This is a genomic window from Azospirillum picis (genome assembly GCF_017876115.1).
Lineage (GTDB): Bacteria > Pseudomonadota > Alphaproteobacteria > Azospirillales > Azospirillaceae > Azospirillum > Azospirillum picis.
This window is the reverse complement of record NZ_JAGINO010000001.1, coordinates 160,075-186,282: the sequence shown is the minus strand read 5'-3', so window position 1 is coordinate 186,282 and position 26,208 is coordinate 160,075. Positions and strand designations below refer to the sequence as shown.

The following is a 26,208-nucleotide window of genomic DNA, read 5'->3' as shown; positions in this document are numbered from 1 at the left end:
GGACCGGAGCGGCGCCTCACAACTGCTTGAAGATTTGCGGCTCCACCACGACCTGCTCGACCCCTCCGGTGGTCTGGTGGGACGTGGTGCGCAGGGTCACGGCCAGATTGTGCCTTGCGGCTTCCGCCAGCGCGAGATTGAGGCGCTCGACGGCCTCGCGCACGGAATGGGCGAGTTCTGTGTCGGTCATCTGTCCTCCTGTGACAACGTTGCTTCCCGGTTCGCGGGCCGGCATTGCGCATCCCCCCTATCGGAAGAGGTAAGGTTCTCTTAATCAGTGTTTGACAGGCTCCCGGCTTACCTGGACTGGAACGCGGACGGCCGATTTCAACGCCGTCCGATCGAGCAGCAGGCCGGCGCGGACCATTAACATTGGGCCTGGGGAATGCGACATGGATGATCTGCTTTCCGAATTTCTGACGGAGACCAACGAAAACCTCTCGGTGCTCGATGTCGAGCTGGTGCGGTTGGAGCAGAATCCCAACAATCCGGAACTGCTGTCGAACATCTTCCGGCTCGTTCATACGATCAAGGGCACTTGCGGCTTCCTCGGCCTGCCCCGCCTGGAAAAGGTGGCGCACGCATCCGAGAACGTGCTGGGCAAGTTCCGCGACGGCGAACTGACGATCAACCCGGAAGCGGTGTCGCTGATCCTGCAGGCGCTGGACACCATCAAGAGCCTTCTGGCCGTCCTCGAGGCGACGGAAGCCGAGCCTCCCGGCGACGACCTGCCGCTGATCGAGCGGCTGAACCTGTGCGCCGAAGGCAAGCTGGGCAACGCCCCGGCAACGGTGGCGGCTGCGGCCCCGCCGCCGCCACCGCCGCCCGCACCCGCGGCGCCCGCCGCCGAGAACCGGCCGATGTCGCTGGAGGAGCTGGAGGCGATCTGGAACTCCACCCCCGGACCGAACGACGTGCCCGCCACCCCGGCGGCACCCGCCGGAACGGCCGTGGCCACCCGCGCGCCTGAGCCGCCCGAAGAGCCGGCGCCGTCGCATGATCTCGTCCTGTCGGACGCCGAGCCTGCGGCCGCCAAGATGCCCGCCCCGGTGGCGCCGGTCGCCGCCGCCGGCGGCGCAGGCGGCACCGACGCCGGGGCCGAGGCCGCGACCAAGGAGTCGGCGGTCGCCGCGCAGACCATCCGCGTCAACGTCGACCTGCTCGAAAACCTGATGACCATGGTGTCGGAGCTGGTGCTGACCCGCAACCAGCTTCTCCAGATCCTGCGGTCGCAGAAGGAGAGCGAGTTCGCAGCGCCGCTGCAGCGCCTGAACCATGTCACGTCGGAACTGCAGGAAGGCGTCATGAAGACGCGCATGCAGCCGATCGGCAACGCCTGGGCCAAGCTGCCGCGCCTGGTGCGCGACCTGGCGCATGAACTGAACAAGAAGATCGACCTCCAGATGCTCGGCGCCGACACCGAGCTGGACCGCCAGGTGCTGGAGCTGATCAAGGACCCGCTGACCCACATGGTGCGCAACAGCGCCGACCATGGCCTGGAGATCCCGGCGGAGCGCCTGAAGGCCGGCAAGACGGAAACCGGCCGCATCACGCTGAACGCCTATCACGAGGGCGGCCACATCATCATCGAGATCCAGGACGACGGCAAGGGACTTGCCATCGACCGGATCAAGCAGAAGGCGATCCAGAACGGGATGGCGTCGGAGATCGAGCTGGCCTCGATGACCGACCAGCAGATCATCCAGTTCATCATGAAGCCCGGCTTCTCGACCGCCGCCAAGGTCACCAACGTGTCGGGCCGCGGCGTCGGCATGGACGTGGTGAAGACCAACATCGAGAAGATCGGCGGCACGATCGAGATCAAGTCGGCCCAGGGCAAGGGCTCGACCTTCGTCATCAAGATCCCGCTGACGCTGGCCATCGTCTCCGCCCTGATCGTCGAGTGTGCCGGCGAGCGCTTCGCCATCCCGCAGATCAGCGTGGTGGAACTGGTGCGCGCCGCCGCCGACAGCGAGCACACCATCGAGCGCCTGAAGGGCACGCCGGTCCTGCGCCTGCGCAACCGCCTGCTGCCGCTGGTGTCGCTGCAGGAGCTGCTGCGGCTGGACGACAACGAGGGTGCCAAGAAGCCGGAGGACGAGACCTTCATCGTCGTCACCCAGGTCGGCACCTACACCTTCGGCATCATGGTCGACCGCGTGTTCGACACCGAGGAAATCGTGGTGAAGCCGGTGGCGCCGATCCTGCGCCACATCGAGATGTTCTCGGGCAACACCATCCTCGGCGACGGCTCGGTCATCATGATCCTCGACCCCAATGGCATCGCGTCGGCCACCGGCGAGATGGCGATGGGCGAGGCGGCCGGCAAGGAGACCACCGCGGTCCAGACCCAGCGCCAGGAGGACAAGATGGCGCTCCTGCTGTTCCGTGCCGGCGAGGGCGCGCCCAAGGCGGTGCCGCTGTCGCTGGTCGCCCGCCTGGAGGATGTCGACCTCGCGACGGTGGAGCTGTCGAACGGCCTGCCGGTCGTCCAGTACCGCGGCAAGCTGATGCCGCTGGTGCCGATCGACCCGCACTTCTCGCTGGCCAACGAAGGCCGCCAGCCGGTGCTGGTCTTCGCCGACGGCGACCGGTCGATGGGCCTGATCGTCGACGAGATCGTCGACATCGTGGAGGAGAAGCTGAACGTCCAGCTCGCCGCGGAGCGTCCCGGCCTGATGGGGTCCGCCATCATCGCCGGCAAGGCGACGGAGGTGATCGACGCCGGCTTCTTCCTGACCCAGGCCTACAAGGACTGGTTCGGCTCCTCCGCCCAGGAAGGCTTCGAGGAGGAGAAGCTGCAGCGCGTGCTGCTGGTCGACGACAGCCCGTTCTTCCGCAACCTGCTGACGCCGCTGCTGTCGGTCGCCGGCTACGACGTGACGGCGGTGGAGAATGCCGGTGACGCGCTGGCGCTCTGCGAGGCGGGCGAGGACTTCGACGTCATCGTGTCGGACATCGAGATGCCGGGCATGAGCGGCTTCGACTTCGCCGAGGCGGTGCGCCACGGCAGCCGCTGGCAGCGCATCCCGATGGTGGCGCTCTCCAGCCACGCCAGCGCCCGTGACCTCGACCGCGGCAGGATCGCCGGTTTCAACGACTATGTTGCCAAGTTCGACCGTGACGCGCTGCTCTTCGCCCTGCAGCAGACGCTGACCGACCAGAAAGGTGCCGCATGAGCAACGCCAACCTGCCGTCCACCGTCCGCAAGTCGAAGGGCGACGACATCGTCGTCTCGGCCAACCTGGACTACGTGACCATGACGATCGCCGACCAGATGTTCGGCATCCCGGTTCTCCAGGTGCAGGACGTGCTCGGGCATCAGCGGATCACCCGCATCCCGCTCGCCCCGCCGGAAGTGGCCGGATCGCTGAACCTGCGCGGGCGCATCGTCACCGCCATCGACGTCCGCCTGCGGCTCGGGCTTCCCGGCAGGCCGAAGGACAAGCCGGGCATGTCGATCGTCGTCGACCTGCGCGGCGAGCTGTACAGCCTGATGGTCGACTCGGTGGGCGAGGTCCTGAGCCTCACCAAGGAGGACTTCGAGCGCAATCCGGCGACCCTGGACCCGCGCTGGCGTGAGGTATCCACCGGAATTTACAGGCTGAACGGCCAGTTGATGGTTGTGCTGGACGTGCCGCGTCTGCTCAACTTCACGACCATCGAGACGGCCTGACGGTCCGCGGCGCCTGCGGGCGCCGCGATCCCCGGCCGGTCCCGCCGACGAACTGATGACCGAGGCCCTGCCGCAATGAAATCCTGCCTGGTGGTCGACGACAGCCGCGTGGTCCGCAAGGTCGCGCGCAAGATCCTGGAAGAGCTGAACTTCGCCTGCTCCGAGGCCGAGGACGGCAAGCAGGCGATGGAAGCCTGCGCGGCGCAGATGCCCGACGCCATCCTGCTGGACTGGAACATGCCGGTGATGACCGGTATCGAGTTCCTGCGCCGGCTGCGCAAGATGAGCGGCGGCGAGACGCCCAAGGTCGTGTTCTGCACCACCGAGAACGATCTCGCCCACATCCAGGAGGCGCTGTCGGCCGGGGCCAACGAGTACATCATGAAACCCTTCGACAGCGACATCATCCAGACCAAGTTCGCGCAGGTCGGGCTGCTGTGATGCTCGGCCGCCGGGCGCGGCATGCGGTCACCGGATGATCGGGCGCGGCGGCCGGACCATCGCTCCGGCACCCTGCCGGCGATGCCACCCGACCGCGTTGAACTTGTCGAGTTGAAAGGCGACTTGCCGTTATGTCGGACAGTTTTGGCAGAGGCCCCCTCACCACCGCGCGACCGGCCAACCCGGATCCCGTACGGGTCATGGTGGTGGACGACTCCGCCGTCATCCGCGGCCTTCTGACCCGTGCGCTGGAAGGGGACGCCGACATCCGTGTCGTCACCTCGGTTGGCGACGGCCAGATGGCGGTCAACTCCCTGCAGCGAAACTCCATCGACGTCATCGTCCTCGACATCGAGATGCCGGTGATGGACGGGTTGACGGCCATCCCCAAGCTGCTGGCGGTGGCGCCGCAGGTGAAGATCATCATGGCCTCGACGCTGACGCTGCGCGGGGCCGACGTCTCCATCCGCTGCCTGTCCGCCGGCGCCGCCGATTACATCCCCAAGCCGACCTCCACCCGCGAGATCGGCGGGGCGGAGGATTTCAAGCGCGAACTGGTGGCGAAGGTCAAGGCGCTGGGCGCCGCCGCAAGGCGCGCCGGGTCGCGCACCCGCGGCGAGATCCGGCCGCTGGTCCCGGCCGCTCCCTTGAGCTTCAAGCGCGAGGTCGGGCCGATCGTCACGCGGCCGGCGGCCGGGGCGATCGCGGTGAGGCCGGACGTCATCGCCATCGGCAGTTCCACCGGCGGTCCGCAGGCGCTGTTCGAGGTGCTGTCGCACATGAAGGCCGGCGTCAGCCAGCCGATCCTGATCACCCAGCATATGCCGGCGACCTTCACGACCATCCTGGCCGAGCACATCACCCGCCAGTGCGGGATCGACGCGCGCGAGGCCAAGGACGGCGAGCCGATCGTGCAGAACCGCTGCTACATCGCTCCCGGCGACTTCCACATGCTGGTGGCGCAGCGCGCCGGCACGAACGTCATCGCGCTGAGCAAGGATCCGCCGGAGAACTTCTGCCGGCCGGCGGTCGACCCGATGATGCGGTCGATCCTCAAGGCTTATGGCGGCCGCAAGATCCTGGCCTGCATCCTGACCGGCATGGGGCAGGACGGGTTGAAGGGCTGCACCGACGTGGTCAACAGCGGCGGCACGCTGATCGCGCAGGACGAAGCGTCCAGCGTCGTCTGGGGCATGCCGGGCGCGGTGGCGCAGGCCGGCATCTGCAACGCCATTCTGCCGCTCAAGGAAATCGGTCCCCACATCCGCAAGCTCGCGACGAGGGCAGCATGAGAGTCGAAGATTTCGACATGTTCTCCACGCTGCTCAAGCAGCGTTCCGGCCTGGTCCTGACCCGGGACAAGGCCTACCTGCTCGAATCCCGGCTGATGCCGGTGGCGCGCAAGTGGAACATGAAAGGGCTGGAGGAGCTCGCCACCACCGTCCGCACCCGCAAGGACGAGGCGCTCCTGCGCGACATCACGGAGGCGATGACGACCAACGAGTCGTCCTTCTTCCGGGACCAGAAGCCGTTCGACCAGTTCCGCCAACTCGTCCTGCCACGCCTGATGGAGGCGCGGGCCACCAAGCGGTCCTTGCGCATCTGGTCGGCCGCCTGCTCCTCGGGGCAGGAAGCCTATTCGCTGTCGATGATCCTGAACGACGAGGCGGCCAGGCTGGCCGGCTGGCGGATCGAGATCGTCGGCACCGACATCTCGGCGGAAATGGTGGAGAGGGCGAAGTCGGGCGTCTACACCCAGTTCGAAGTGCAGCGCGGCCTGCCAATCACCATGCTGGTGAAGCACTTCAAGCAGAACGGCGACAAGTGGCAGATCAACCCGCAGCTCCGCCAGATGGTGTCGTTCCGTGAGTGGAACCTGCTGGGCGACCTGTCGGCCCTGGGGCAGTTCGACATCGTCTTCTGCCGCAACGTGCTCATCTATTTCGACCAGCCGACCAAGGCCAAGGTGCTGGAATCGATCTCCCGCCAGATGCCGCAGGATGGCGTGCTCTATCTGGGCGGTGCCGAGACCGTGCTGGGCATCACCGAACGGTTCAAGCCGGTGGAGGGCCAACGCGGTCTCTACAGCCTGGGCGGCTTTTCCGCCGCCGGCGCCAAGGTGGCGTAAGGGGACACCCGCCGCCGGCTTGACACCCGATCAGGTCGACGGGGTGATCGACTTGATCGGTCCGCGCGGGTTGCCGGACATTTCGGCAATCTTGCGGTCCTGCTCCTCGATGAAGCTGCGGATCGAGTTGTCGCGGTCGAACTGGTCGATGTCGGCGGTCGGCACCTTGCGGTTCGAGGTCCGCGCGCCATCCTGGTAGATCACGTCGAACAGCGCGTAGCCGTTGTCGACGGGTTGCTTCTTTTGACGGGCCATGGCCTGTCCTCCTGCTCAATCGTCAGCGGAAACGTCAGCTCTTGCCGTTTCCGCTTGCGGGGTCGGTATCGGGTTGCGGTTCCATGGACTGCTCGTCCTGGGACTGCTCGTCCTGGAGTTCGCCCCCCTCCTGGTCGGTGGTACGGCGGGCGGCCGACAGCTCTTCACGGCGCTGAAGCTTTTCCTGCTTCTTCTGTTCCTTGGCCCGATTGCGCTCGGCCCGCTGCTGGTTGTAGTTGGGTTTGAACGCCATGCCGGCTCTCCTCTGGAACGGGTGTCTCTTGCCTCAAACCGTCCGGGCAACACGGAAAAAGGGCATCGGTTTCCCGATGCCCCTTTGCGCTGCGGTTGGACGACCAGACGGATCAGACCGCCTTCAGGTTTTCCGCCGAAGTCTTGCCACGCTTGGGATCGCGCTGCTCGTCATAGGAAATCTTCTGGCCGTCGACGAGGCTGCGCAGACCGGCGCGCTCCACCGCGGAGATGTGAACGAACACGTCGGGGCCGCCGTTGTCCGGCTGAATGAAGCCGTAGCCCTTGGTGGAATTGAACCATTTGACGGTACCGACAGACATGGCGGTCTCCCAAAACACGAAAGGGCGCTACACCACCGGTGCAGCGCATCAGACTGGACGTGGGATCGGCTAACCCCGGGAATGGGCGCGGTTGCGCGAATAAGGGGGGAAGCGAAGGGGCGACGAACGCCCCGCAGTCCGAAGCAGAATGACTGGACATAAGTGGGGAGTAATAGGGCGGCCGTCAAGCGCGGCGAGACCTCTCGTCTGCATGGGCGCGCAAGGAGGCCGAAGCGCGGGATCCGGGCTGCTGCTCGCGGCAGCTCATCGGGCATGCAACCTCGGGCTATGCCGGGATGTCCGCGGGACCTCCGTGCAGACACCTTGACGCAGGGTCACTCCCATGGCGGGAGTCGTCAACACTTGCGGCAAATGGTGGCTTTGCCTTGGCGGACCTTATGCTACCTGTAAGAGGGCGGACAGTCCGCGTCACGACCCTTTCCCTCGTGTTCCGGCCCGGGTCGGGAAGCCGCAGCCGACTGGGAAATCGCCGGCCATCCATATCCTCCTCTCGCCGAACAGGAGCCGTATTCCGATGGGTATGCTATCCACGACCGCCTGCGCCATGATGGCCGCCGCCGTCTCGGTCGCCATGACCACCCCGGCGTCGGCCCAATCGGCGCCCGATCTACAGGGATATGCCGCGGCACGCTTCGTGCCCTATGCCGACTCCGGCACCGAGCCGAAGCCCTTCACCGGTCCGGCCAGGCTGTCTTTCCTGGTTCGGATGCCCGGCGGCGGCTCCCCCGGCCGGTTCACCATGACCATGGATACGGGCTCGACCGGAGTGGTGATCTCGGCGGCCGACCTGCCCGGTTATTCCCGGGAGGTCGCCGCCCAATACAAACAGGGCTGGGAATTCCTGTCCAGCAGCAGCCGGCTGTGGATCGGCCGCTGGAGCCCGCACGAGATGGTCTTCCTCGACCCCGCGGGAAACCAGCTCGCCACCGCCAATGTGCCGGTTCTGGCCGTCGAAACCGAGTATCATTGCCCCGGCTGGAACGAAACGCTCGATGAGCCGACCTGCACCGATCCCAGACCCACACCCGAGATGCCCACCGGCGTCGCCCAGATGCCCAAGGGCATCGCCTATCTCGGCGTGGGATTCGGGCGGGAGCATGATGGCCAGTCGCAGGGCAATCCCGACAAGAATCCCCTGTTGAATTTGGTCGCCGTGGACAGCAGGCCGGTCCAGGCCAGCAGCGTCCGATCCGGCTATGTCATCACCCGCGACGGCGTGCATGTGGGGTTGACCCAGGCCAACAGCCAAGGCTTCGCCTGGACCAAGCTCCAGGGTCGCAGCCTGGACGCCAGCGGCAAGGCCGCATCGAACGATCCGCGTGATTGGGCACAGGCCGGCATGGCGGTTTCGGTCAATGGTCAGGCTGCCCAATCCGGTCCGTTGCTGATCGACACGGGCATCGAGCAGATGTACCTGACGGTGTCCGACCCGTCGCAGCTTCCGACCAAGCCGGTGCCGAACCCCAGCCTGCCGGGGCAGACGGCGACCGGCTTGGTGCCCGGCGCCCGGGTGACGGTCTCGTTCCCCGACGCGGTCGCCCCGGTGGCGCAGTATGGCTTCACGGTGGGCGACAACGCCGACCAGACGGCCCCGAGCGTGGTCCTGGTCACGTCCGGCGCCACCCCCGCCTTCGTCAACACCGGCCGGCACCTGCTGCGCGGCTACGACGTGGCGTTCGATGCGGATGGCGGATGGCTGGGACTCCGCAAGTCCACCCCCTGATCTCGCGGGCACATCCTGCCCGGTAAAATCCTGAGGATGTGAATTCCCGCCCGGACCGCGCGCCGCCGTCATGCAACGCGGCGCGCCATCCTCAGGAATGGCGCGTCAGCCGGTGGTGGCCTGCTGAAGCCGCGGCGGCGGCGGAGCGGCGGCCACCATTTCCTCCTGCGGGTCACGCAGCACATAGCCGCGGCCCCAGACCGTCTCGATGTAGTTCTCGCCCTGGGTGGCGGCGGCCAGCTTCTTGCGCAGCTTGCAGACGAAGACGTCGATGATCTTCAGTTCCGGCTCGTCCATGCCGCCATAGAGATGGTTCAGGAACATCTCCTTGGTCAGCGTCGTGCCCTTGCGAAGGCTCAACAGCTCCAGGATGCCGTATTCCTTGCCGGTCAGGTGAAGGGGCGACTGGTCGACCTCGACGGTGCGGGTGTCAAGGTTAACGGTGAGGCGGCCGGTGCGGATGACGCTGTCGGAATGGCCTTTGGACCGGCGTACGATGGCCTGGATGCGGGCGATGAGTTCGCGCTTGTCGAAGGGCTTGGTCAGGTAGTCGTCGGCGCCGAAGCCGAGCCCCTTGATCTTGTTGTCCATCTCGGTCAGACCCGAGAGGATCAGGATCGGGGTTGTCACGCGGGCGGCGCGCAGGCGGCGCAGCACTTCGTACCCGTCGATGTCCGGCAACATCAAATCCAGAATAATGATATCGTAGTCGTAGAGCTTGCCGATCTCCAGCCCGTCTTCACCCAGGTCAGTAGAATCGACGATGAAGCCTTCCGTGTTCAGCATCAGCTCGATGCTTTTGGCGACGGAGGAGTCGTCTTCAACCAGCAGAACCCTCATGGCGATATCCCGACGTTTGATGGCGCGCTTTCGCTACCGGACCTTCGAAAGGGGGTCCGGTCCTTCATGACCGGTTACTCCCATCTCGTTTACACAAGTTAACAGACGATTCAGCTTAACGCCAGTGCCAAGCGCTTACACAACGTTAATCCTTCCATCAGAAGATGCGATCATGGTGGTTAACGGCGCCTCCGTCCACTGCATTACCACTTAATAGGAACGTCTCCCGTCTTGGGAACGTCGATGAAGGGCTCATGCCGCTCGATTTCGACCAGTTGATCCGTGACATCGACTCCATTCCCGACTCCAGCCGCTTCGGCCGTGTGACGGCGGTGTCCGGGTTGATGGTCGAGGTCGGCGGGATCGAAAAGGAGCTGTCCGTCGGCGGCCGTTGCGTGGTGGAGACGCGCGACCGCCGGACCGTGCCTTGCGAAGTGGTGGGGTTCCGCCAGGGCAGGGCGCTCGCCATGCCGTTCGGGGCGCTGGACGGGGTCGGACTGGGATGCCGCGCGCTGGTCGCCGGGGACCAGCCGGCGATCTACCCGACCGACGCGTGGCTCGGCCGCGTGGTCAACGCGCTGGGCCAGCCGGTCGACGGCAAGGGGCCGCTTCCCAAGGGGCCGCGGGGAACGCCGATCCGCAACAGCCCGCCCAACGCCCATGCCCGCGCCCGCGTCGGCCAGAAGCTCGACCTCGGCATCCGTGCCATCAACGCCTTCCTGACCTGCTGCCTGGGCCAGCGCATGGGCATCTTCGCGGGCTCCGGCGTCGGCAAGTCGTCGGTGATGTCGATGCTGGCCCGTTTTTCCGCCGCCGAGATAGCGGTGATCGGCCTGATCGGCGAGCGCGGGCGCGAGCTGCAGGAATTCATCACCGAGGATCTCGGCGAGGAAGGATTGTCCCGAAGCATCGTCGTCTGCGCCACCTCCGACGAGGCGCCATTGATGCGCCGGCAGGCTGCCTACCTGACCCTGGCGGTCGCCGAGCATTTCCGCGACGAGGGCCGCAACGTGCTGTGCATGATGGACAGCGTCACCCGTTTCGCCATGGCGCAGCGCGAGATCGGCCTGTCGGCCGGCGAGCCGCCGACCACCAAGGGCTACCCGCCGACCGTCTTCGCCGAGCTGCCGCGCCTGCTGGAGCGTGCCGGCCCCGGGCTGGTCGGGTCGGGCAGCATCACCGGCCTGTTCACCGTCCTGGTGGACGGCGACGACCACAACGAGCCGATCGCCGATGCCGTCCGCGGCATCCTGGACGGCCACATCGTGCTGGAACGGCAGATCGGCGAGCGCGGGCGCTATCCGGCGATCAACATCCTGCGCAGCGTGTCGCGCACCATGCCGGGCTGCAACAGCGCCAACGAGAACGAGCTGGTCGGCCACGCCCGGCGGCTGCTGTCCTCCTACGACAACATGGCCGAAATGATCCGGCTGGGCGCCTATCGCCGAGGATCGGACCCGCAGGTCGACGAGGCGATCCACTTCCAGCCGGCACTGGAGGCCTTCCTCAAGCAAGGCAAGCGGGAATCCACAGATCTGGAGAGCAGCTACGCCATGCTCGCTGAAATCTTTGGGGTGCAGTGGCCGCAATGAGCCTCAAGACGATCATCCGCTTGCAAAAGCTGCAACTGGACGAGAAGCGCCGGGTTCTGGCGGAACTCCACACGCTCGCCGACCGGCTGCGCAACGAGATCGAGAAGGTCAAGCAGGAGCTGGCGCAGGAGCAGGCGACGGTCCGCGACGACTTCTCGGTTTCCTTCACCTATTCCAACTATGCCCAGGCCGCCATGGAGCGCGGCCGGCGGCTTGGCCAGTCGCTGGGGCAGGTCGAGGCGCAGATCAGCATCGCCACCGACGAGATGGCGGAAGCCTTCCAGGAGCTGAAGCGGTTCGAACTGGCGGAGGAGGAGCGGCTGAAGCGCGAACGCGACAAGCAGAAGCGCAAGGACGCCGCCATGCTCGACGAAACGGCGCTTGTCGGCTTCCGCCGGCGCCAGGCGGAAGAAGAGGCGGCCGGCGGGTAAACGCGGCGACCGGGAAGCCGCCCGGCTGCGGCTCACACCTGCATCGACACGAGGCCGCCCGGCGACCCGCTGAAGCGCCCGCCTGTTGCCGGTGGCGCAAAGGCACCCGACGATGCGGGCGCGCCGCTGCTCCCGGCCGGTCCGGGATGGGCGGCATTGCCGGAGGATGCCGTGGCCGATCCGGACACTGCCGATCCGGACGCACCGTTCCCGACCGCTCCGGGCTCCGGGCTGCCCGCCGTCCGGCTGCCGCCCTTCGGCGCTCCGCTTGTGCGATCCCCTTCCGCCGCGGCGTGACCATCCTGCGCCAACCGGCTGGCGGCGCGGCGATACTCCTCGACGACGCGCTGGGACGGGATCTGGTCCTGGGTTTCACCGGTGTCGAAGTCGCGGAAGTAGAGCACCGCCACCCGTGCGCCCTGATCGTAGCGCAGGAAGGGGCTGATATAGCCTGGACCGCCGGATCGCGCCTCCCCATCCGCGGATGGCGCCCCGTCCGCGACCGCCGCGGCAGCCTGACCGACGGCATCCGCGGGAGCGGGCACGGCGGCGCCGGGCTCCGCCATCTGGGAACCCGTTGGCCGCAAAGCCGCCGTGGTGGAAACGCCACTGATCTCCATCGGTGCCTCCTGCCCCTCCGGCCGCCTCTCCGGCTGCCTGTCTGGCCACTCGACGGCGGCGGCCGGAACAGGCCGTCGCCCCTGTTTTCTTCTCCCCGCCGTTTCGCCTGTCAGGCCCGCCGGTGTGGTTCGTTCGCTATCGGTGTCCGGCTGCGCCGTCAGACGGTGATGTTCAGCCTCTGTCCGCGCGTCGGCGTGGTGTTGCCGCCGGCTGTGCCCTGGGTCGGCGCCTGCGCGTCCTGCTGCCGCCGGGCGCGCTCCGCCTCGTCGTCCTGCGCCGCCTCGACCGGCGACGTGGACCGCTGCGCGGCCTCCGGGCCGTTGCTGAGCGGGGTGGTGTAGGGCTGTGGCTGGTAGTAGCCGCCAACTCCGCCGATGCCGCTGACGCCCATGATGGTTCCTCCGGTCGCTGACGCGACGCCTCTCGGGGAAGCCGGCGAACAACCTGCAGGCCGTGCAAACGGGGACCGGCTTCACTTCCCCGAGTAGGCAAATTTTGCCCGATCCAAAGGGGTAGCGCCAGCAAAATCGACTCCGGAAAGAGCGATCCGTTAAAAACTCCATAATTCCTGCGACAGCCGCCGGCGCGGCTACAACTTTTTCTCGATGGCTTCCCCGGACCCGACAACCATCGGAGCGGCCTGTCCGCCGACGTCCGCGGGCGACTCCGTGCTGCGCCACAGCGCGGCCTCGACCGCCAACGTCCAGAAGCCTTCCGCCGCCTTACTCTGGCGCGCCCGCGGGCGGACCAGCCGGATCTGCACCGGGACGTTCCACTCCTCGCCACCCGCCGCCACCAGCGCACCGCGGGCGAGGTCCTCGGCAATCAGGCTTTCCGGCAGCCAGGCGACCCCGCGGCCGTCGCGCGCCAGCGTGCGCAGCACCGCCGCCAGATGGGACGTGAAGACGGTATCGAGCATCGCCGACGGCGGTTGTGCCGCCCGGACCGCCTCAAGGATGCGCCCCATCCCGGATTCGCGGCTGTAGGACAGGTGCGGCAGCGGCGCTCCCTCCTCGCCCGGCAGGGCATGGCGGGGACGTCCGCCGGCGTCCGCCGCCGCGACCGCCAGCAGCCTGTCGCCTCCCACCACCACCGAGCGGAAGGACTCCGCCTCCAGGCGTCCGGCTGCGGCCGGATGGGCATGGCACAGCAGGAATTGCGCCTGACCCGCCAGCATCAGCCGCTCGCAAGCCTCCATGCTGTCCGACGACAGCGTGATCGCGCCCAGCCGGGACCGGGATTCCAGCGCCCGCAGCCAGGAGGGGAAGAAGGTCAGCGACAGGGCGTGGGTGGCGGCGAAGCGCAAGGTGACCGCTTCGGACTGGGCGGCCAGCCGCGCCTCCTCCCGCCCCTGCAGCAGGCGTCGCACGGTCTCGTCGGCGAAGGGGCGGAAGCGGCGGCCGGCCTCGGTAAGGGTCACCGGCTGGCCGCTGCGGTCGAACAGCGGGGTGCCGGCCCAATCCTCCAGCGCGCGGATGCGGCGGCTGAAGGCCGGCTGGGTCAGATGGCGCGCATCGGCGGCGCGGGAAAAGTTGCCGCTGTCCACCAGTGCCAGGAAATCGTCGAGCCAGGAGAGTTCCATCGCCCAATCTTCACGAAAAGCCGGACCGGCCGTTCCCCCGCCCCTATGCCGAACCCGCATGATGCGTTCCAGCCTTGGCATTGGCCCGGCGGCCCGCACCATCCCTACAGTGGCGCCACGAAACGCGCCACCACGCCGCAAGAGGAGCCGCCATGCGCATCGTCGAGATCCGCGAGCAGACCGCCGGCATCAAGTCGGACATCGCCAACGCCTTCATCGACTTCAGCCAGATGACCTGCAGCGTCGTCGCGGTCGTCACCGACGTGGTGCGCGACGGCAGGCCGGTGATCGGCTACGGCTTCAACTCCAACGGCCGCTATGCCGCCGGCGGGCTGCTGCGCGAGCGCTTCATCCCCCGCCTGATGAGCGCGCCGTCCGACAGCCTGCTCGACGACACGGGCGAGAATCTCGACCCCTTCCGCATCTGGGCCCGGCTGATGACCAACGAGAAGCCCGGCGGCCATGGCGAACGGTCGGTCGCCGTCGGCACCATCGACATGGCGGTGTGGGACGCCGTGGCGAAGATCGCCGGCGTGCCGCTCTACCGGCTGCTGGCCGACCGCTACCGCGGCGGCGTCGCCGACGACAGCGTGTGGGTCTATGCCGCCGGCGGCTACTATTATCCCGGCAAGGACCTGAAGGCGCTCCAGGACGAGATGCGCAGCTACCGCGACCGCGGCTACAAGGTCGTCAAGATGAAGATCGGCGGCGCGCCCCTGGAGGAGGATCTCCGCCGCATCGACGCGGTGCTGGAGATCGTCGGTTCCGGCGGGAACCTGTGCGTCGACGCCAACGGCCGCTTCGATCTCGACACCGCCATCGCCTATGCCGAGGCGCTGAAGCCCTACGGGCTGTTCTGGTACGAGGAGGCCGGCGACCCGCTGGATTATGCCTTGCAGGCGGAACTGGCAACCCACTATGACCGGCCGATGGCGACCGGCGAGAACCTGTTCTCCCACCAGGACGCCCGCAACCTCGTCCGCCATGGCGGCATGCGGGCCGACCGCGACTGGCTGCAGTTCGACTGCGCGCTGAGCTATGGGCTGGTCGAGTACATGCGCACGCTGGACATGCTGACGCAGAACGGCTGGTCGAGCCGCCGGGTGGTGCCGCATGGCGGGCACCAGATGTCGCTGAACATCGCCGCCGGCCTGCACCTGGGCGGCAACGAGTCCTACCCCGACGTCTTCAAGCCCTTCTGCGGCTTCGCCGACGGCATCGCCGTCGAGGACGGCCGGGTGCGCCTTCCGGACCTGCCCGGCGTCGGCTTCGAGGCCAAGTCGGAGCTGTTCGCGACCATGAGCGGCCTGTTGGAAACCCGATAGCCGAACTCTGGTACTGCACCATGGTAAAGTGCCCGGCCCTGTTCCTTTGGGAGACCGTGCTGCGGGCCATTGACCGAGCGCCTGACTGTGGCAAGCTATCCGTGGTCGCAACATTTCAGAAAGGAGGTGATCCAATGTCTCATGGAGCCAGTCCGGTTGTCGCCGCATTGTTCGGTCTCGCCGCTCTCCTGATGGCGGGGATCGCCAACGCGGATTGTTCGTCCTCGCACAGTGCGAGCGCGTCGCCGCCGCCGGCCACCGATACCATCGGTTCGGCCGGAACACCGGCACCGACCAGCACGCGCGGCGGGTGATCGGCGCGCGACCGGAAAAGCCCATGCATCGGGCCGCTCCTCACGGGGCGGCCCGATTTGCGTCGACCGGCCGCCTCCAACCTTCAAGACGCCGGTTCGGTTGCAGGCGGGTCTTGCCGGAAAATATAAAGATACCGGATGTTTGTTGCGTTCCCATCATCCGGAATTCCCCTATATTGAAATTTCCGTCATTGCCTCACTACCATCGCGCGTGGAACCCCGATATGGGTTCGGGGCGTGTTGGGAGAGGCGCGATGAAGCATTCGACCGGTCATCACCATGGCTGCTGCCAGGGCGAGCACGGTTCGCGGCGTGGGTTCCTGAAGCTGGCGACGCTGGGCGTCGGCGTAACGCTAATGGCGCCGATGATGATGAGCCGCCCGGCACGTGCCGGCAGCGTCGACACGCTGCTGCTGTCCTGCATGGATTACCGGCTGATGGGCCATGTCGCCGGCTACATGAACGCCCGCAACATGCAGGCGAACTACGATCACGTCATCCTGGCCGGCGCCAGCCTGGGCGCCCTGACCGACAAGAAGCCGGCCTGGGGCGACGCCTTCTGGGACCATGTCGCGGTGGCCAAGGATCTGCACCATATCAAGCGGCTGATCGTCATGGACCACCGTGACTGCGGCGCCTACAAGGTCTTCCTCGGCATGGACCTCTCCCCCGACCCGACCAGGGAGGCCGAGGTGCATGGCCAGTATCTGGCCAAGCTGAAGACGATGGTCAGGGAACGGCACCCTGATCTGGAGGTGGAACTGTTGCTGATGGGGCTGGACGGCCAGGTCGAGAAGCTGGCGGTCTAAGCTGGTTTCCCGAGGCCGACGGCCCGGCCGCCTCTTCCTCCCGCTCCACCGCAGGCAATTCGTGCGTGGCGAGCGGGAGGCGCTGTCCGCTCCTCACATGTCCAGGCCAAGGTCCAGGGTCGGCGCGCTGTGGGTCAGCCAGCCGCAGGAGATCATGTCGACGCCGCACTCGGCGATGGCGCGAACGGTGGCCGGCGTCACGTTGCCCGACGCCTCGGTCAGCAGGCGGCCATCCACCATCCGCACCGCACGGCGGAGCGTGTCCGGTTCCATGTTGTCGAGCAGCACGACATCGACCGGCAGTCCCAGCAGCTCGTCGAGCTGGTCGAGAGTGTCGACCTCGACCTCCACCTTTACCATGTGGCCGACTGCGGCGCGGACGCGCTCCACCGCCGGGCGGACCCCGCCGGCCACGGCGATGTGGTTGTCCTTGATCAGCACCGCGTCATCCAGCCCGAAGCGGTGGTTGAAGCCGCCACCGAGCCTGACCGCATGCTTTTCCAGCATGCGCAGGCCGGGCGTGGTCTTGCGGGTGCAAACGATGCGGGCCTTGGTGCCCTCCACCTGACGCACCAGGGCACGGGTGGCCGTCGCGATGCCGGACAGCCGCCCCATCAGGTTCAGCGCCGTGCGCTCGGCCGTCAGCAGCGCGCGGGCCCTGCCGTCCAGGACGGCGATGGTATCGCCGGGGGCGACGTCTTCGCCATCCCGCCGCTCCACCGTCACCGACAGGGAAGGATCGAGCAGGCGGAAGGCGATGAGTCCCGCCTCCAGCCCGGCGACGCGGCCGTCCTTGCGCGACGCGATGCGGGCGGTCGCCACGGCCTCGGCCGGGACGATGCTGTCGGTGGTGATGTCGCCGGCCCGGCCGAGATCCTCCGCCAAGGCGGCACGGACGAGGGGTTCGACGGTCAGAGGATGCAGCATGCGGCGTCTCCGGGCAGGGGGCCGGCGGGGCCGGCCAGATCGGTCAAGGTAAGGGTGCGGCGTCCGGGGTCGTGGCCGGTGGGATCGGGACCGGCGCGACCGTGGGCGGAGGCCGGCGCGGGCAGGGGATGATCGCTGCGGCAATGGGCGCCGCGGCTCTCCTCGCGGGCGAGTGCGGCATGGACGACCAGTCGGCCAACCAGCAGGCGGTTGCGGGCCTCTCCCCAACGCCGCACCGCCGACGGCGGTGCGGGCGCCCCGGCGCCGCATTCGCCCTCGCCGCGCAGCATGTCCAGCGCCGCCGCCAGCCGGTCGAGCTTGCGCCGGGCGGCGCGCAGGCCAAAGCCGTCTCGGACCAGTCCGGCACCCCCGTAGAGCGCCGCGCGCGCCTCCGTCCCGACGGCGTCGAACAGGGGGCCGCCGACGTCCGCCGCCACCGCGGGTGGCCGCGGCAGGGCAAAGGGCGGCAACGGCGGCAACGGCCGATCCGCCACGTCGCGGGCGACGCGGGCGCCGAAGACCAGCGCCTCCAGCAGGGAGTTGCTGGCCAGCCGGTTGGCGCCGTGGACACCTGTGCAGGCGACCTCGCCGCAGGCCCACAACCCCTCCAGGCTGGTGCGCCCGTCGGCGTCGGTCGCCACCCCGCCCATGTGGTAATGCGCGGCCGGCGCCACCGGCATCGGTGCGGCGAACGGATCGAGCCCGTGCTCGACGCAAAGCGCCAGCACGGTGGGAAAGCCGCCGGGCTTGGCGGCAAGAGCCGGGCGCAGGTCGAGGAACACCGGCTCCCCCGCCGCGACCCGCCGGCCGATGGCGCGGGCGACCACGTCTCGCGGCGCCAGCTCCGCCAAGGGATGCTCGCCGGCCATGAAGCGTCTGCCGCCGCCGTCGAGCAGGACCGCCCCGGCCCCGCGCAGCGCCTCGGTCAGCAACGGCACCGGGTCGGCGTCCACGGCAAGGGCGGTGGGATGGAACTGCACGAACTCCAGGTCGGCGAGGCGGGCGCCGGCCCTCGCGGCGATGGCGAGCCCGTCGCCGGTCGCCTCCGCCGGGTTGGTGGTGCGGGCATAGGCGGCGCCGATCCCGCCGGTTGCCAGGATCACCCGCGGCGTCCGGTGCAGCACCCAGCCTTCGGGATGGCAGGCCAGCAGGCCGCAGACCCGGCCGTTGCGCATGGCGAGATCGACGGCGAAGGCACCGGCTTCCACCCGCACCGAAGGGGTGGCGCATAACCGCTCCGCCAATGCCGTCACCAGCGTCCGCCCGGTGGCATCGCCTCCGGCATGGACGATGCGGGCAGCGCCATGGGCGGCCTCCCGCCCCAGCAGCGGTGCGCCGTCCGGCCCGCGGTCGAAGGGCAGGCCGTCGGCAAGCAGCCGGCTGACCAGCGCCGCCCCGTCGCGGGTCAGCAGGGACGCCATCGCCGCATCGACCAGGCCGGCTCCGGCGGCAATGGTGTCGGCGGCATGGTCCTCCGGCCGGTCGCCGGGGCCGACCGCGGCGGCGATCCCACCCTGGGCGTGGAGGCTAGAGCCGCCGGCCAGCCCGGCGGTCTTGGTGATGAGGGTGACCGGACGCGGCGCCAGCCGCAGGGCGGCCGTCATGCCGGCCAGACCGGAGCCGACGACGATCACCTCGGCGTCACGGACGTCGTATGGCGTGCTGGAGACCATGGTGGAACTCCTGAGGCTCCCGATACCGTTGCGGGAAAGGGCGTTTCCGGTCGCTCACTTCGGCTTGACCGCCAGCATGCGCTCCACCGCCAGGCGGGCGCGGGCGGCGAGGTCGGGAGCGATCTCGACCCGCGGTTCCAGCGTCCGCAACGCCTCCAGGATCCCCGACAGCGTCACCGTCTTCATGTGTGGGCAGAGGTTGCAGGGGCGCACGAACTCGGTTTCCGGCGAGGCGACGGCGACGTTGTCGCTCATCGAGCATTCGGTCACCATCAGCACCCGTGGCGGCTTCTCGCTGCCGACGAAGTCGATCATGCGGGCGGTCGAGCCGACGAAATCGGCGGCGGCGAGCACATCGGGCGGGCACTCGGGATGGGCGATCACCGTCAGCCGGTCGAAGCGGCTGCGGAACTCGCTGATCTCGGCGCCGGTGAAGCGCTCATGCACCTCGCAATGGCCCGTCCAGGCGATGATCTCGACGCTGGTCCGGGTGGCGACGTATTTCGCCAGATACTCGTCGGGCAGGAAGAGCACCCGCTCCGCGCCGAGCGATTCCACCACCTCGACCGCGTTGCCCGACGTGCAGCAGATGTCGACCTCCGCCTTCACCTCGGCCGACGTGTTGACGTAGGCCACCACCGGCACGCCGGGATGCGCCTCGCGCAAGAGGCGGACGTCGGCGGCGGTGATGCTGTCGGCGAGCGAGCAGCCGGCGTTGCGGCTGGGGATCAGCACCGTCTTCGAGGGATTCAGCAGCTTTGCCGTCTCCGCCATGAAGTGCACGCCGGCCAGGACGATGACATCGGCATCGGTCCGGGTTGCCTGGGCGGCCAGCGCCAGGCTGTCGCCGACGATGTCGGCGACGCCATGGAAGATCTCCGGCGTCTGGTAGTTGTGCGCCAGGACGACGGCGTTGCGCTCGCGCTTCAATTCGTTGATGGCGTGGACCAGCGGCGCATGAAAGGGCCATTCGACAGCCGGAACGACGCGCTTCATCCGCTCGTAGATCGGCGCGGTCGCCGCGGCGACGTCCGCGGTATAGGCGAGTTCGGAAACCTCGGGCATCCTGATGCTCCGCTAAATGCTCGATATGAGAAAAAGGGTATTTTCTCTCATCGAGCATATCAAGAGGAAAATCACGGGCCGGGAAACAATCGGTTTCCTGCGGTGTTGTGGGCCGTGATACGCGCCATCAGCGGCATCGGCCGGAACACGGCTGTCCGCACCGCCCGCCGCTTCCCGGAGCCTGCCGATGAGAGCCTTCCTCGCTGCCCTGTGTGCTGTCGTCCTGTTGGCGGTCGGTGCGCGCGTGGCGCTTCCCGGCCTGTTCAGCCGGTCCGCGGACCAGACGTTCGCCACCACCGGCGCCCGGGTCGGGGAGGAGGCGTCGATCGAACACCGCAACTTCTCGGGCCGCCCGCAGGAGTAGGCTTGGCGAAAGGATAGCCCCCGTCGGGTCACCTCGACGGGCGAGGGCAACTTTTGTTCGTGCTCGGTGTTTCCTGTGTCGAGCGGGACTGGCGCGACGGGAATGTTATGACGGTTCATGATTGGGACGGCGGCACCGGTTTCCGGGCTGCCGACCGGGTTCGGGCGGACGACATGCGCGCCGACGTCTACCGTCTGCTGGCGCTGATGCTGATGGGACCGCCGTCCGGCGGGCTCCTGTCCCTGGTCGGCGGCCTGTCCGGCGACGGAACGCCGCTCGGCCGCGCCTTCGATGACCTCGCTGCACGGGCGCGCGCCGCCGAGCCGCATGCCGCTGAGCGCGAGTTCAACGCGCTGTTCATCGGCGTCGTCCAGGGCGAACTGGTTCCCTACGCCTCCTACTACCGCACCGGCTTCCTCAGCGACAGGCCGCTGGCGGCCCTGCGGTCCGACCTGCAGGCGCTGGGGCTGGAGCGCGCCGACGGCGTGTCCGAGCCGGAGGACCACATCGCCGCGCTGTGCGACGTGATGGCGGTCCTGATCCGCGAGGGTGCCGAGCGCGCCGTGCAGCGTCACATGTTCGACAGCCATCTGGCACCCTGGGCCGGCCGCTTCTTCCGAGACCTGGAGGCCGCGGACTCCGCCGACCTCTACCGGCCGGTGGGCACCATCGGACGGCTGTTCCTGGAGGTCGAGCGGGAAGCCGCCGACCTCGACGACCCCGAACTTGAGGAGGCCGAGGCATGAAGACCGAACCGACGTCCCATCTCCAGCGCCGCGACCTGCTGAAAACGCTCGGGCTCGGGGCGGCCGGGGCGGCGGCGGCCACCGTTCTGCCCGGCGAACAGGCGCGGGCGGAGGAAACGCCCCGGGAGCAGGTGAAGACCCGCTACCGCGAAACCGAACATGTGAAGCGCTTCTACGCGCTGAACCGACTCTAGCGCGCCGGAGGGGTGCCCATGCTGGTCAAACGGTCCTCGGCGACGGCGCCGGGCAGCATTTTGAAACCGGCCGGTCCGAAGCGGACGGGCCTGCTCGGCGCACTCGCCGACAGCCTGGAGGCGGGGGTCAGCCGCCGCGGCTTCCTGCGCCGCTCCGGCCTCGCCGCCGGCGGGATCGCGGCGGTGGGCGCGCTGCCCGGAGCCATGATCCGCAAGGCGGATGCCGGACCGGTCATGCCGAATGTCGAGGTGGTGACGCGCAAGAACGTCTGCACCCATTGTTCGGTCGGCTGCACGGTGATCGCCGAAGTGCAGAACGGCGTCTGGGTCGGACAGGAACCGGGATGGGAGAGCCCGATCAACCAGGGCACCCACTGCGCCAAGGGCGCCTCCGTGCGTGAACTGACCAAGGGCACCCGCCGGGTCAAATATCCGCTCAAGCTGGTGGACGGCGAGTGGCAGCGCATCTCCTGGGACCAGGCCATCGAGGAGATCGGCAACAAGCTGCTCGACATCCGCCGCGCCTCCGGACCCGACGCCGCCTTCTGGCTGGGCTCGGCCAAGTTCTCGAACGAGGGAGCCTACCTCTTCCGCAAGCTGGCGGCCTACTGGGGCACCAACAACGTCGACCATCAGGCGCGCATCTGCCACTCCACCACGGTCGCCGGCGTGGCGAACACGTGGGGCTACGGCGCCATGACCAACAGCTACAACGACATCCAGAACTCCAAGGCGCTCCTCATCGTCGGCGGCAACCCGGCGGAAGCGCACCCGGTGTCGATGCAGCACATGCTGCGCGGCAAGGAGCACAACCGCGCCCCCTTCATCGTCATCGACCCGCGCTTCACCCGCACCGCGGCGCACGCCACCGAATATGTCCGCATCCGCCCCGGCACCGACATCCCCGTCGCCTGGGGCCTGCTGTGGCACATCTTCGAGAATGGCTGGGAAGACAAGGAATACATCCGCCAGCGCGTCTACGGCATGGACGAGATCCGCGCCGAGGTGAAGAAGTGGACCCCGGAGGAGGTCGAACGGGTCACCGGCGCCCCGGGGTCCCAACTGCGCCGGGTGGCGGAGGCACTGGCAAAGAACAAGCCCAGCACCGTCATCTGGTGCATGGGCGTCACCCAGCACACCGTCGGCACCGCCAACGTCCGCGCCCTGTCGATCCTGCAACTGGCCCTCGGCAACATCGGCGTCGCCGGCGGCGGCGCCAACATCTACCGCGGGCACTGCAACGTGCAGGGCGCCACGGACTTCGGCCTCGACGTCAGCACGCTGCCCGCCTATTACGGGCTGGCCGAAGGCGCCTGGAAGCACTTCTGCCGCGTCTGGGACACCGACTACGAGTATATGAAGGGCCGCTTCGGCTCCAAGGACCTGATGGAGGCCAAGGGCATCCCGACCACCCGCTGGTTCGATGCCGTGCTGGCCGAGCCCGGCCAGATCGACCAGCCGAGCCCGCTGCGCGCCATGATATGCTTCGGCCATGGCGGCAACACTGTCACCCGCATGCCCGAGATGGTGAAGGGGCTGGAGAAGCTCAGCCTGCTGGTCATCGCCGACCCGCATCCGACCACCTTCGCCGCGATCAAGGAACGGCGGAACGGCACCTACATCCTGCCGGTCTGCACCCAGTTCGAGACCGACGGGTCGCGCACCTGCTCCAACCGCTCGATGCAGTGGGGCGAGCGGGTGGTGGAGCCGATCTTCGAATCGAAGGACGACTACACCATCATGTACCTGCTGGCCCGCAAGCTGGGCTTCGCCGACGAGATGTTCAAGCACATCACGGTGGAGGACACCCGGCCGGTGCCGGAGGACATCCTGCGCGAGATGAACCGCGGCTGCCTGTCCATCGGCGCCACCGGCCAGTCGCCGGAACGGCTGAAGATGCACATGAAGTATCAGGCCGACTTCGACAAGATCACCATGCGGGCGTCCTCCGGCCCCTGTGCCGGCGATTATTACGGCCTGCCATGGCCGTGCTGGGGCCATCCCGAGATCAAGCATCCGGGGTCGGCGGTGCTCTACGACACCTCTAAGCACGTCATGGATGGCGGCGGCGTCTTCCGCGCCCGCTTCGGGGTGGAGCGCAACGGCGTCTCGCTTCTGGCCGACGGCTCCTATTCCAAGGGGTCGGAGATTGAGGACGGCTATCCCGAATTCACCATGGCCGTGCTGAGGAAGCTGGGCTGGGACAAGGACCTGACGCCCGAGGAGATGCGCGTCATCCAGGCCATCGGCGGTGCGGACATCGACAACGTCAGTTGGCAGACCGACCTGTCGATGGGCATCATCCGCGTGGCGCTGAAGCACGGCTGCGTGCCGCACGGCAATGCCAAGGCGCGTGCCGTCGCCTGGAACCTGCCGGATCCGGTGCCGGTCCACCGCGAGCCGATCTATTCCCCGCGCCCGGAGCTGGTCAAGTCCTTCCCGGCGATCGAGGACCGGCGCGACTTCCGCTTGGTGCAGCTCGCCCGCTCGCTGCAGTTCAAGGTGGCCGACAGCGACCTGCGCCAGCGCTTCCCCATGGTGCTGACCTCCGGCCGCCTGGTCGAGTATGAGGGCGGCGGCGAGGAGACACGCTCCAACCCCTGGCTCGCCGAACTGCAGCAGTCGATGTTCGCCGAGGTCAACACCAAGGACGCCGAGCGGCTGGGCATCAAGGACGGCTCCTGGATCTGGGTCTATGGGCCGGAGGACGGCGGCAAGGCCAAGGTGCGGGCGCTGGTGACGGAGCGGGTGGGCAGCGGCACCGTGTTCATGCCGTTCCACTTCTCCGGCTTCTGGCAGGGCGAGTCCCTGCGCAGCAGCTATCCGCCCAACACCGACCCGATCGTGCTGGGCGAACCGGTGAACGGGGTGACGACCTACGGCTACGACCCGGTCACCTTCATGCAGGAGACCAAGGTTACCCTCTGCCGGGTCGAGCCGGCCTGACGCACGGGAGTTCGAGAGACCATGGCCCGGATGAAATTCCTGTGCGACGCCGAGCGCTGCATCGAGTGCAACGCCTGCGTCACCGCCTGCAAGAACGAGCATGAGGTGCCCTGGGGCATCAACCGCCGCCGCCTCGTCACGCTGAACGACGGGCAGCCGGGTGAGCGGTCGATCTCGATGGCCTGCATGCACTGCAACGACCCGCCCTGCGCCGCGGTGTGCCCGGTGGACTGTTTCCTGCAGACCGAGGACGGCGTGGTGCTGCACAGCAAGGACCTGTGCATCGGCTGCGGCTACTGCTTCTACGCCTGCCCCTTCGGCGCGCCGCAATACCCGCGCACCACCGACTTCGGCAGCCGCGGCAAGATGGACAAGTGCACCTTCTGCGCCGGCGGGCCGGAACCGGACGGCAGCGTCGAGGAATACCAGAAATACGGCGCCAACCGCCTGGCGGAGGGCAAGCTGCCGCTGTGTGCCGAGATGTGCTCCACCCGCGCCCTGATGGCCGGCGACGGCGCGGTGCTGGCCGACATCTACCAGGAACGCTCGCTGCGCCGCGGCTACGGCTCGGGCGCGCCGGGCTGGTCGACCGCCTACGGCCGCAACGACCGCGGTTCCGCCTTCGCCCCCGGCGGGCCGAGCACGGGAGGGGCATGAGCCCCGGCTGGAAGCGCCGCCCCCTTCCCGCCGGGGAGGGGAAGGGTCGGGGAGGGGGCATGAGCCGCCTCTCCCGATCCACAAGGCCGATGCATAAGGCCGATGCACAAGGACGACATTCGGGAGAGACCACCATGCGCCCCCCCCTGCACGCCCTGTTGCTGCTGATCGCCCTGCTGGCCCTTCCGATGGCCGCACAGGCGCAGCTCTATCAGGTCCCCGGCGCCAACTCGCCGACGACGAAGGAGCAGGTGCCGCTCTACGTCCCGCAGGACGACAAGGTGATCGGCCGCGTCAGCATTCCCGACGAGAAGCTGGCCGTGCTGATCCAGCCCGAGGGGCGGGAATGGCGGGAATGGCGCAGCCACACGCTGCGGCTGGCGATCGGCGGGCTTGCGATCGGCATGACGGCGGTGCTGGCGATCTTCTTCCTCTATCGCGGCACCATCCGCATCCATGGCGGCAAGTCGGGGCGGCTGGTCCTGCGCTTCAACTGGCTGGACCGCTTCGCCCATTGGACCACGGCGGTCAGCTTCCTGGCCCTGGCGCTGACCGGGGTGATCGTGACGTTCGGCCGACCCCTGCTGATTCCGCTGATCGGCCACCAGGCCTTCACGCCGCTGGCCGAGGTGTCGAAGTCGATCCACAACTTCGTCAGCGTGCCCTTCGTCGTCGGGCTGCTGATGATCCTCGCGCTGTGGCTGCGCGACAATATCCCGGAGAAGGCCGACTGGCTGTGGATCAGGACGGCGGGCGGGCTCTTCTCCAAGGCCGGCGGCCACCATCCGGAGGCCGGGCGCTTCAATGCCGGCCAGAAGATGGTGTTCTGGAGCATCGTGCTGGGCGGCATGGCCATGGCGGCCACCGGCTACCTGATGATGGTGCCCTTCGCCTTCAGCGGGATCGGCGGGATGCAGATCCTGCACGTCATCCACGGCCTTGTGGCGGCGGGGCTGATCGCCGCGGTGATCGGCCACATCTACATCGGCACCATCGGCATGGAGGGCGCCTTCGACGCCATGGGCTGCGGCGAGGTCGACGAGAACTGGGCGATGGAGCATCACCGCCGCTGGTACCAGGAGCAACTGCGCAAGGGCTATGTCGAGAACCGGCATCCCGCGGAATGAAGGCCGGCGGACGAGGGTCCGCGCCGCGGGGACCGACTGGGTGGTGGACGGACAATTCCCCCACCCCTCCGTCTCCTTCCATAGTACAATTTACCCCCTCCCTCCCGAAGTGGCTCAATGGCGTCGACAAACGCGCCGGACCGGGAACCTGACCGGTTCGCCACCTTGAGAGGAAC

The 26,208-nt window shown here is 68.0% G+C and carries 28 protein-coding genes; 16 read left to right on the top strand and 12 right to left on the bottom strand.

Annotated elements, in window-relative coordinates; translation table 11 throughout:
* Positions 1-16: 16 nt before the first annotated feature.
* On the bottom strand, positions 17-190 hold the full coding sequence (locus J2850_RS00850; protein WP_209977801.1) for a hypothetical protein: 174 nt from the start codon (positions 188-190) through the stop codon (positions 17-19).
* Between the two features lie 202 nt (positions 191-392).
* On the opposite strand from J2850_RS00850, the gene J2850_RS00845 reads away from it, so the two are divergent.
* The 5 genes from J2850_RS00845 to J2850_RS00825 all read left to right on the top strand — a co-directional run bounded on the left by J2850_RS00845 (position 393) and on the right by J2850_RS00825 (position 6,245).
* Positions 393-3,179, top strand: a complete 2,787-nt coding sequence (locus J2850_RS00845; RefSeq protein ID WP_209977800.1) for a hybrid sensor histidine kinase/response regulator — start codon at positions 393-395, stop codon at positions 3,177-3,179.
* Entirely contained in the window at positions 3,176-3,676 is a 501-nt protein-coding gene (locus J2850_RS00840; RefSeq protein WP_209977798.1) for a chemotaxis protein CheW, read from the top strand. Before J2850_RS00845 ends, J2850_RS00840 begins: the two co-directional genes overlap by 4 nt.
* Positions 3,677-3,751: 75 nt before the next feature.
* The gene (locus J2850_RS00835; protein WP_209977796.1) at positions 3,752-4,117 is read left to right on the top strand and encodes a response regulator; all 366 of its coding nucleotides are present in this window, start codon (positions 3,752-3,754) and stop codon (positions 4,115-4,117) included.
* Between the two features lie 131 nt (positions 4,118-4,248).
* Positions 4,249-5,409, top strand: coding sequence for a protein-glutamate methylesterase/protein-glutamine glutaminase (locus J2850_RS00830; RefSeq protein ID WP_209977794.1), 1,161 nt, complete (start codon positions 4,249-4,251; stop codon positions 5,407-5,409).
* Entirely contained in the window at positions 5,406-6,245 is an 840-nt protein-coding gene (locus J2850_RS00825) for a CheR family methyltransferase (RefSeq protein WP_209977792.1), read from the top strand. The genes J2850_RS00830 and J2850_RS00825 overlap by 4 nt, the downstream gene beginning before the upstream one ends.
* A gap of 30 nt (positions 6,246-6,275) precedes the next feature.
* Here J2850_RS00825 and J2850_RS00820 read toward each other — a convergent pair whose 3' ends face one another.
* From J2850_RS00820 to J2850_RS00810, 3 genes are all read right to left on the bottom strand, one after another.
* A complete protein-coding gene (locus J2850_RS00820) occupies positions 6,276-6,500 on the bottom strand; it encodes a hypothetical protein (RefSeq protein ID WP_209977790.1) in 225 nt (74 codons plus the stop codon).
* Between the two features lie 34 nt (positions 6,501-6,534).
* A complete protein-coding gene (locus J2850_RS00815) occupies positions 6,535-6,753 on the bottom strand; it encodes a hypothetical protein (protein ID WP_209977788.1) in 219 nt (72 codons plus the stop codon).
* Positions 6,754-6,865: 112 nt separating this feature from the next.
* The gene (locus J2850_RS00810; protein WP_209977787.1) at positions 6,866-7,075 is read right to left on the bottom strand and encodes a cold-shock protein; all 210 of its coding nucleotides are present in this window, start codon (positions 7,073-7,075) and stop codon (positions 6,866-6,868) included.
* Between the two features lie 535 nt (positions 7,076-7,610).
* Here J2850_RS00810 and J2850_RS00805 point away from each other — a divergent pair.
* A complete protein-coding gene (locus J2850_RS00805) occupies positions 7,611-8,819 on the top strand; it encodes a hypothetical protein (protein ID WP_209977785.1) in 1,209 nt (402 codons plus the stop codon).
* Positions 8,820-8,924: 105 nt separating this feature from the next.
* Here the strand turns inward: J2850_RS00805 and ctrA are convergent, their stop codons facing one another.
* Positions 8,925-9,659: a response regulator transcription factor CtrA gene (ctrA, locus tag J2850_RS00800; protein ID WP_209977783.1), complete on the bottom strand. Its 735-nt coding sequence runs from the start codon at positions 9,657-9,659 to the stop codon at positions 8,925-8,927.
* A gap of 254 nt (positions 9,660-9,913) precedes the next feature.
* On the opposite strand from ctrA, the gene fliI reads away from it, so the two are divergent.
* Positions 9,914-11,251, top strand: a complete 1,338-nt coding sequence (gene fliI / locus J2850_RS00795; protein ID WP_209977781.1) for a flagellar protein export ATPase FliI — start codon at positions 9,914-9,916, stop codon at positions 11,249-11,251.
* The gene (locus tag J2850_RS00790; protein WP_209977780.1) at positions 11,248-11,682 is read left to right on the top strand and encodes a flagellar export protein FliJ; all 435 of its coding nucleotides are present in this window, start codon (positions 11,248-11,250) and stop codon (positions 11,680-11,682) included. The genes fliI and J2850_RS00790 overlap by 4 nt, the downstream gene beginning before the upstream one ends.
* Positions 11,683-11,714: 32 nt before the next feature.
* Here J2850_RS00790 and J2850_RS00785 read toward each other — a convergent pair whose 3' ends face one another.
* The 3 genes from J2850_RS00785 to J2850_RS00775 all read right to left on the bottom strand — a co-directional run bounded on the left by J2850_RS00785 (position 11,715) and on the right by J2850_RS00775 (position 13,885).
* The gene (locus J2850_RS00785) at positions 11,715-12,302 is read right to left on the bottom strand and encodes a hypothetical protein (RefSeq protein WP_209977778.1); all 588 of its coding nucleotides are present in this window, start codon (positions 12,300-12,302) and stop codon (positions 11,715-11,717) included.
* 158 nt (positions 12,303-12,460) lie between these two features.
* Complete coding sequence (locus J2850_RS00780) at positions 12,461-12,694, bottom strand: hypothetical protein (protein WP_209977776.1); 234 nt, start codon at positions 12,692-12,694, stop codon at positions 12,461-12,463.
* Between the two features lie 198 nt (positions 12,695-12,892).
* Entirely contained in the window at positions 12,893-13,885 is a 993-nt protein-coding gene (locus J2850_RS00775; protein WP_209977775.1) for a LysR substrate-binding domain-containing protein, read from the bottom strand.
* 152 nt (positions 13,886-14,037) lie between these two features.
* Between J2850_RS00775 and J2850_RS00770 the strand changes: the two genes are divergently transcribed.
* Entirely contained in the window at positions 14,038-15,210 is a 1,173-nt protein-coding gene (locus J2850_RS00770; RefSeq protein WP_209977773.1) for a mandelate racemase/muconate lactonizing enzyme family protein, read from the top strand.
* Positions 15,211-15,349: 139 nt separating this feature from the next.
* Here J2850_RS00770 and J2850_RS00765 read toward each other — a convergent pair whose 3' ends face one another.
* Positions 15,350-15,553: a hypothetical protein gene (locus J2850_RS00765; protein ID WP_209978455.1), complete on the bottom strand. Its 204-nt coding sequence runs from the start codon at positions 15,551-15,553 to the stop codon at positions 15,350-15,352.
* A gap of 225 nt (positions 15,554-15,778) precedes the next feature.
* On the opposite strand from J2850_RS00765, the gene J2850_RS00760 reads away from it, so the two are divergent.
* Positions 15,779-16,333, top strand: coding sequence for a carbonic anhydrase (locus tag J2850_RS00760; protein ID WP_209977771.1), 555 nt, complete (start codon positions 15,779-15,781; stop codon positions 16,331-16,333).
* A 93-nt stretch (positions 16,334-16,426) separates the two neighbouring features.
* Here the strand turns inward: J2850_RS00760 and nadC are convergent, their stop codons facing one another.
* The 3 genes from nadC to nadA are packed head-to-tail and all read right to left on the bottom strand — an operon-like array spanning position 16,427 to position 19,998.
* Positions 16,427-17,260 (bottom strand): carboxylating nicotinate-nucleotide diphosphorylase, encoded by an 834-nt coding sequence (gene nadC, locus J2850_RS00755; RefSeq protein WP_209977768.1) that lies wholly within the window; start codon positions 17,258-17,260, stop codon positions 16,427-16,429.
* Positions 17,245-18,933 carry an L-aspartate oxidase gene (locus J2850_RS00750; protein ID WP_209977766.1) on the bottom strand — a complete coding sequence of 563 codons (1,689 nt, stop codon included), beginning with the start codon at positions 18,931-18,933 and terminating at the stop codon, positions 17,245-17,247. Before J2850_RS00750 ends, nadC begins: the two co-directional genes overlap by 16 nt.
* Positions 18,934-18,987: 54 nt before the next feature.
* Positions 18,988-19,998 (bottom strand): quinolinate synthase NadA, encoded by a 1,011-nt coding sequence (gene nadA, locus J2850_RS00745; RefSeq protein WP_209977763.1) that lies wholly within the window; start codon positions 19,996-19,998, stop codon positions 18,988-18,990.
* 187 nt (positions 19,999-20,185) lie between these two features.
* Between nadA and J2850_RS00740 the strand changes: the two genes are divergently transcribed.
* From J2850_RS00740 to J2850_RS00715, 6 genes are all read left to right on the top strand, one after another.
* Positions 20,186-20,362, top strand: coding sequence for a hypothetical protein (locus tag J2850_RS00740; RefSeq protein ID WP_209977761.1), 177 nt, complete (start codon positions 20,186-20,188; stop codon positions 20,360-20,362).
* 107 nt (positions 20,363-20,469) lie between these two features.
* Complete coding sequence (locus J2850_RS00735; RefSeq protein WP_209977760.1) at positions 20,470-21,108, top strand: TorD/DmsD family molecular chaperone; 639 nt, start codon at positions 20,470-20,472, stop codon at positions 21,106-21,108.
* Complete coding sequence (locus J2850_RS00730; protein WP_209977758.1) at positions 21,105-21,302, top strand: twin-arginine translocation signal domain-containing protein; 198 nt, start codon at positions 21,105-21,107, stop codon at positions 21,300-21,302. Before J2850_RS00735 ends, J2850_RS00730 begins: the two co-directional genes overlap by 4 nt.
* Before the next feature lie 18 nt (positions 21,303-21,320).
* Positions 21,321-24,248, top strand: a complete 2,928-nt coding sequence (locus J2850_RS00725; protein ID WP_209977756.1) for a formate dehydrogenase subunit alpha — start codon at positions 21,321-21,323, stop codon at positions 24,246-24,248.
* A gap of 21 nt (positions 24,249-24,269) precedes the next feature.
* Positions 24,270-24,905: a formate dehydrogenase FDH3 subunit beta gene (gene fdh3B / locus J2850_RS00720; RefSeq protein WP_209977755.1), complete on the top strand. Its 636-nt coding sequence runs from the start codon at positions 24,270-24,272 to the stop codon at positions 24,903-24,905.
* Between the two features lie 134 nt (positions 24,906-25,039).
* Positions 25,040-26,032, top strand: a complete 993-nt coding sequence (locus tag J2850_RS00715) for a formate dehydrogenase subunit gamma (RefSeq protein WP_209977753.1) — start codon at positions 25,040-25,042, stop codon at positions 26,030-26,032.
* Positions 26,033-26,208 lie beyond the last annotated feature (176 nt).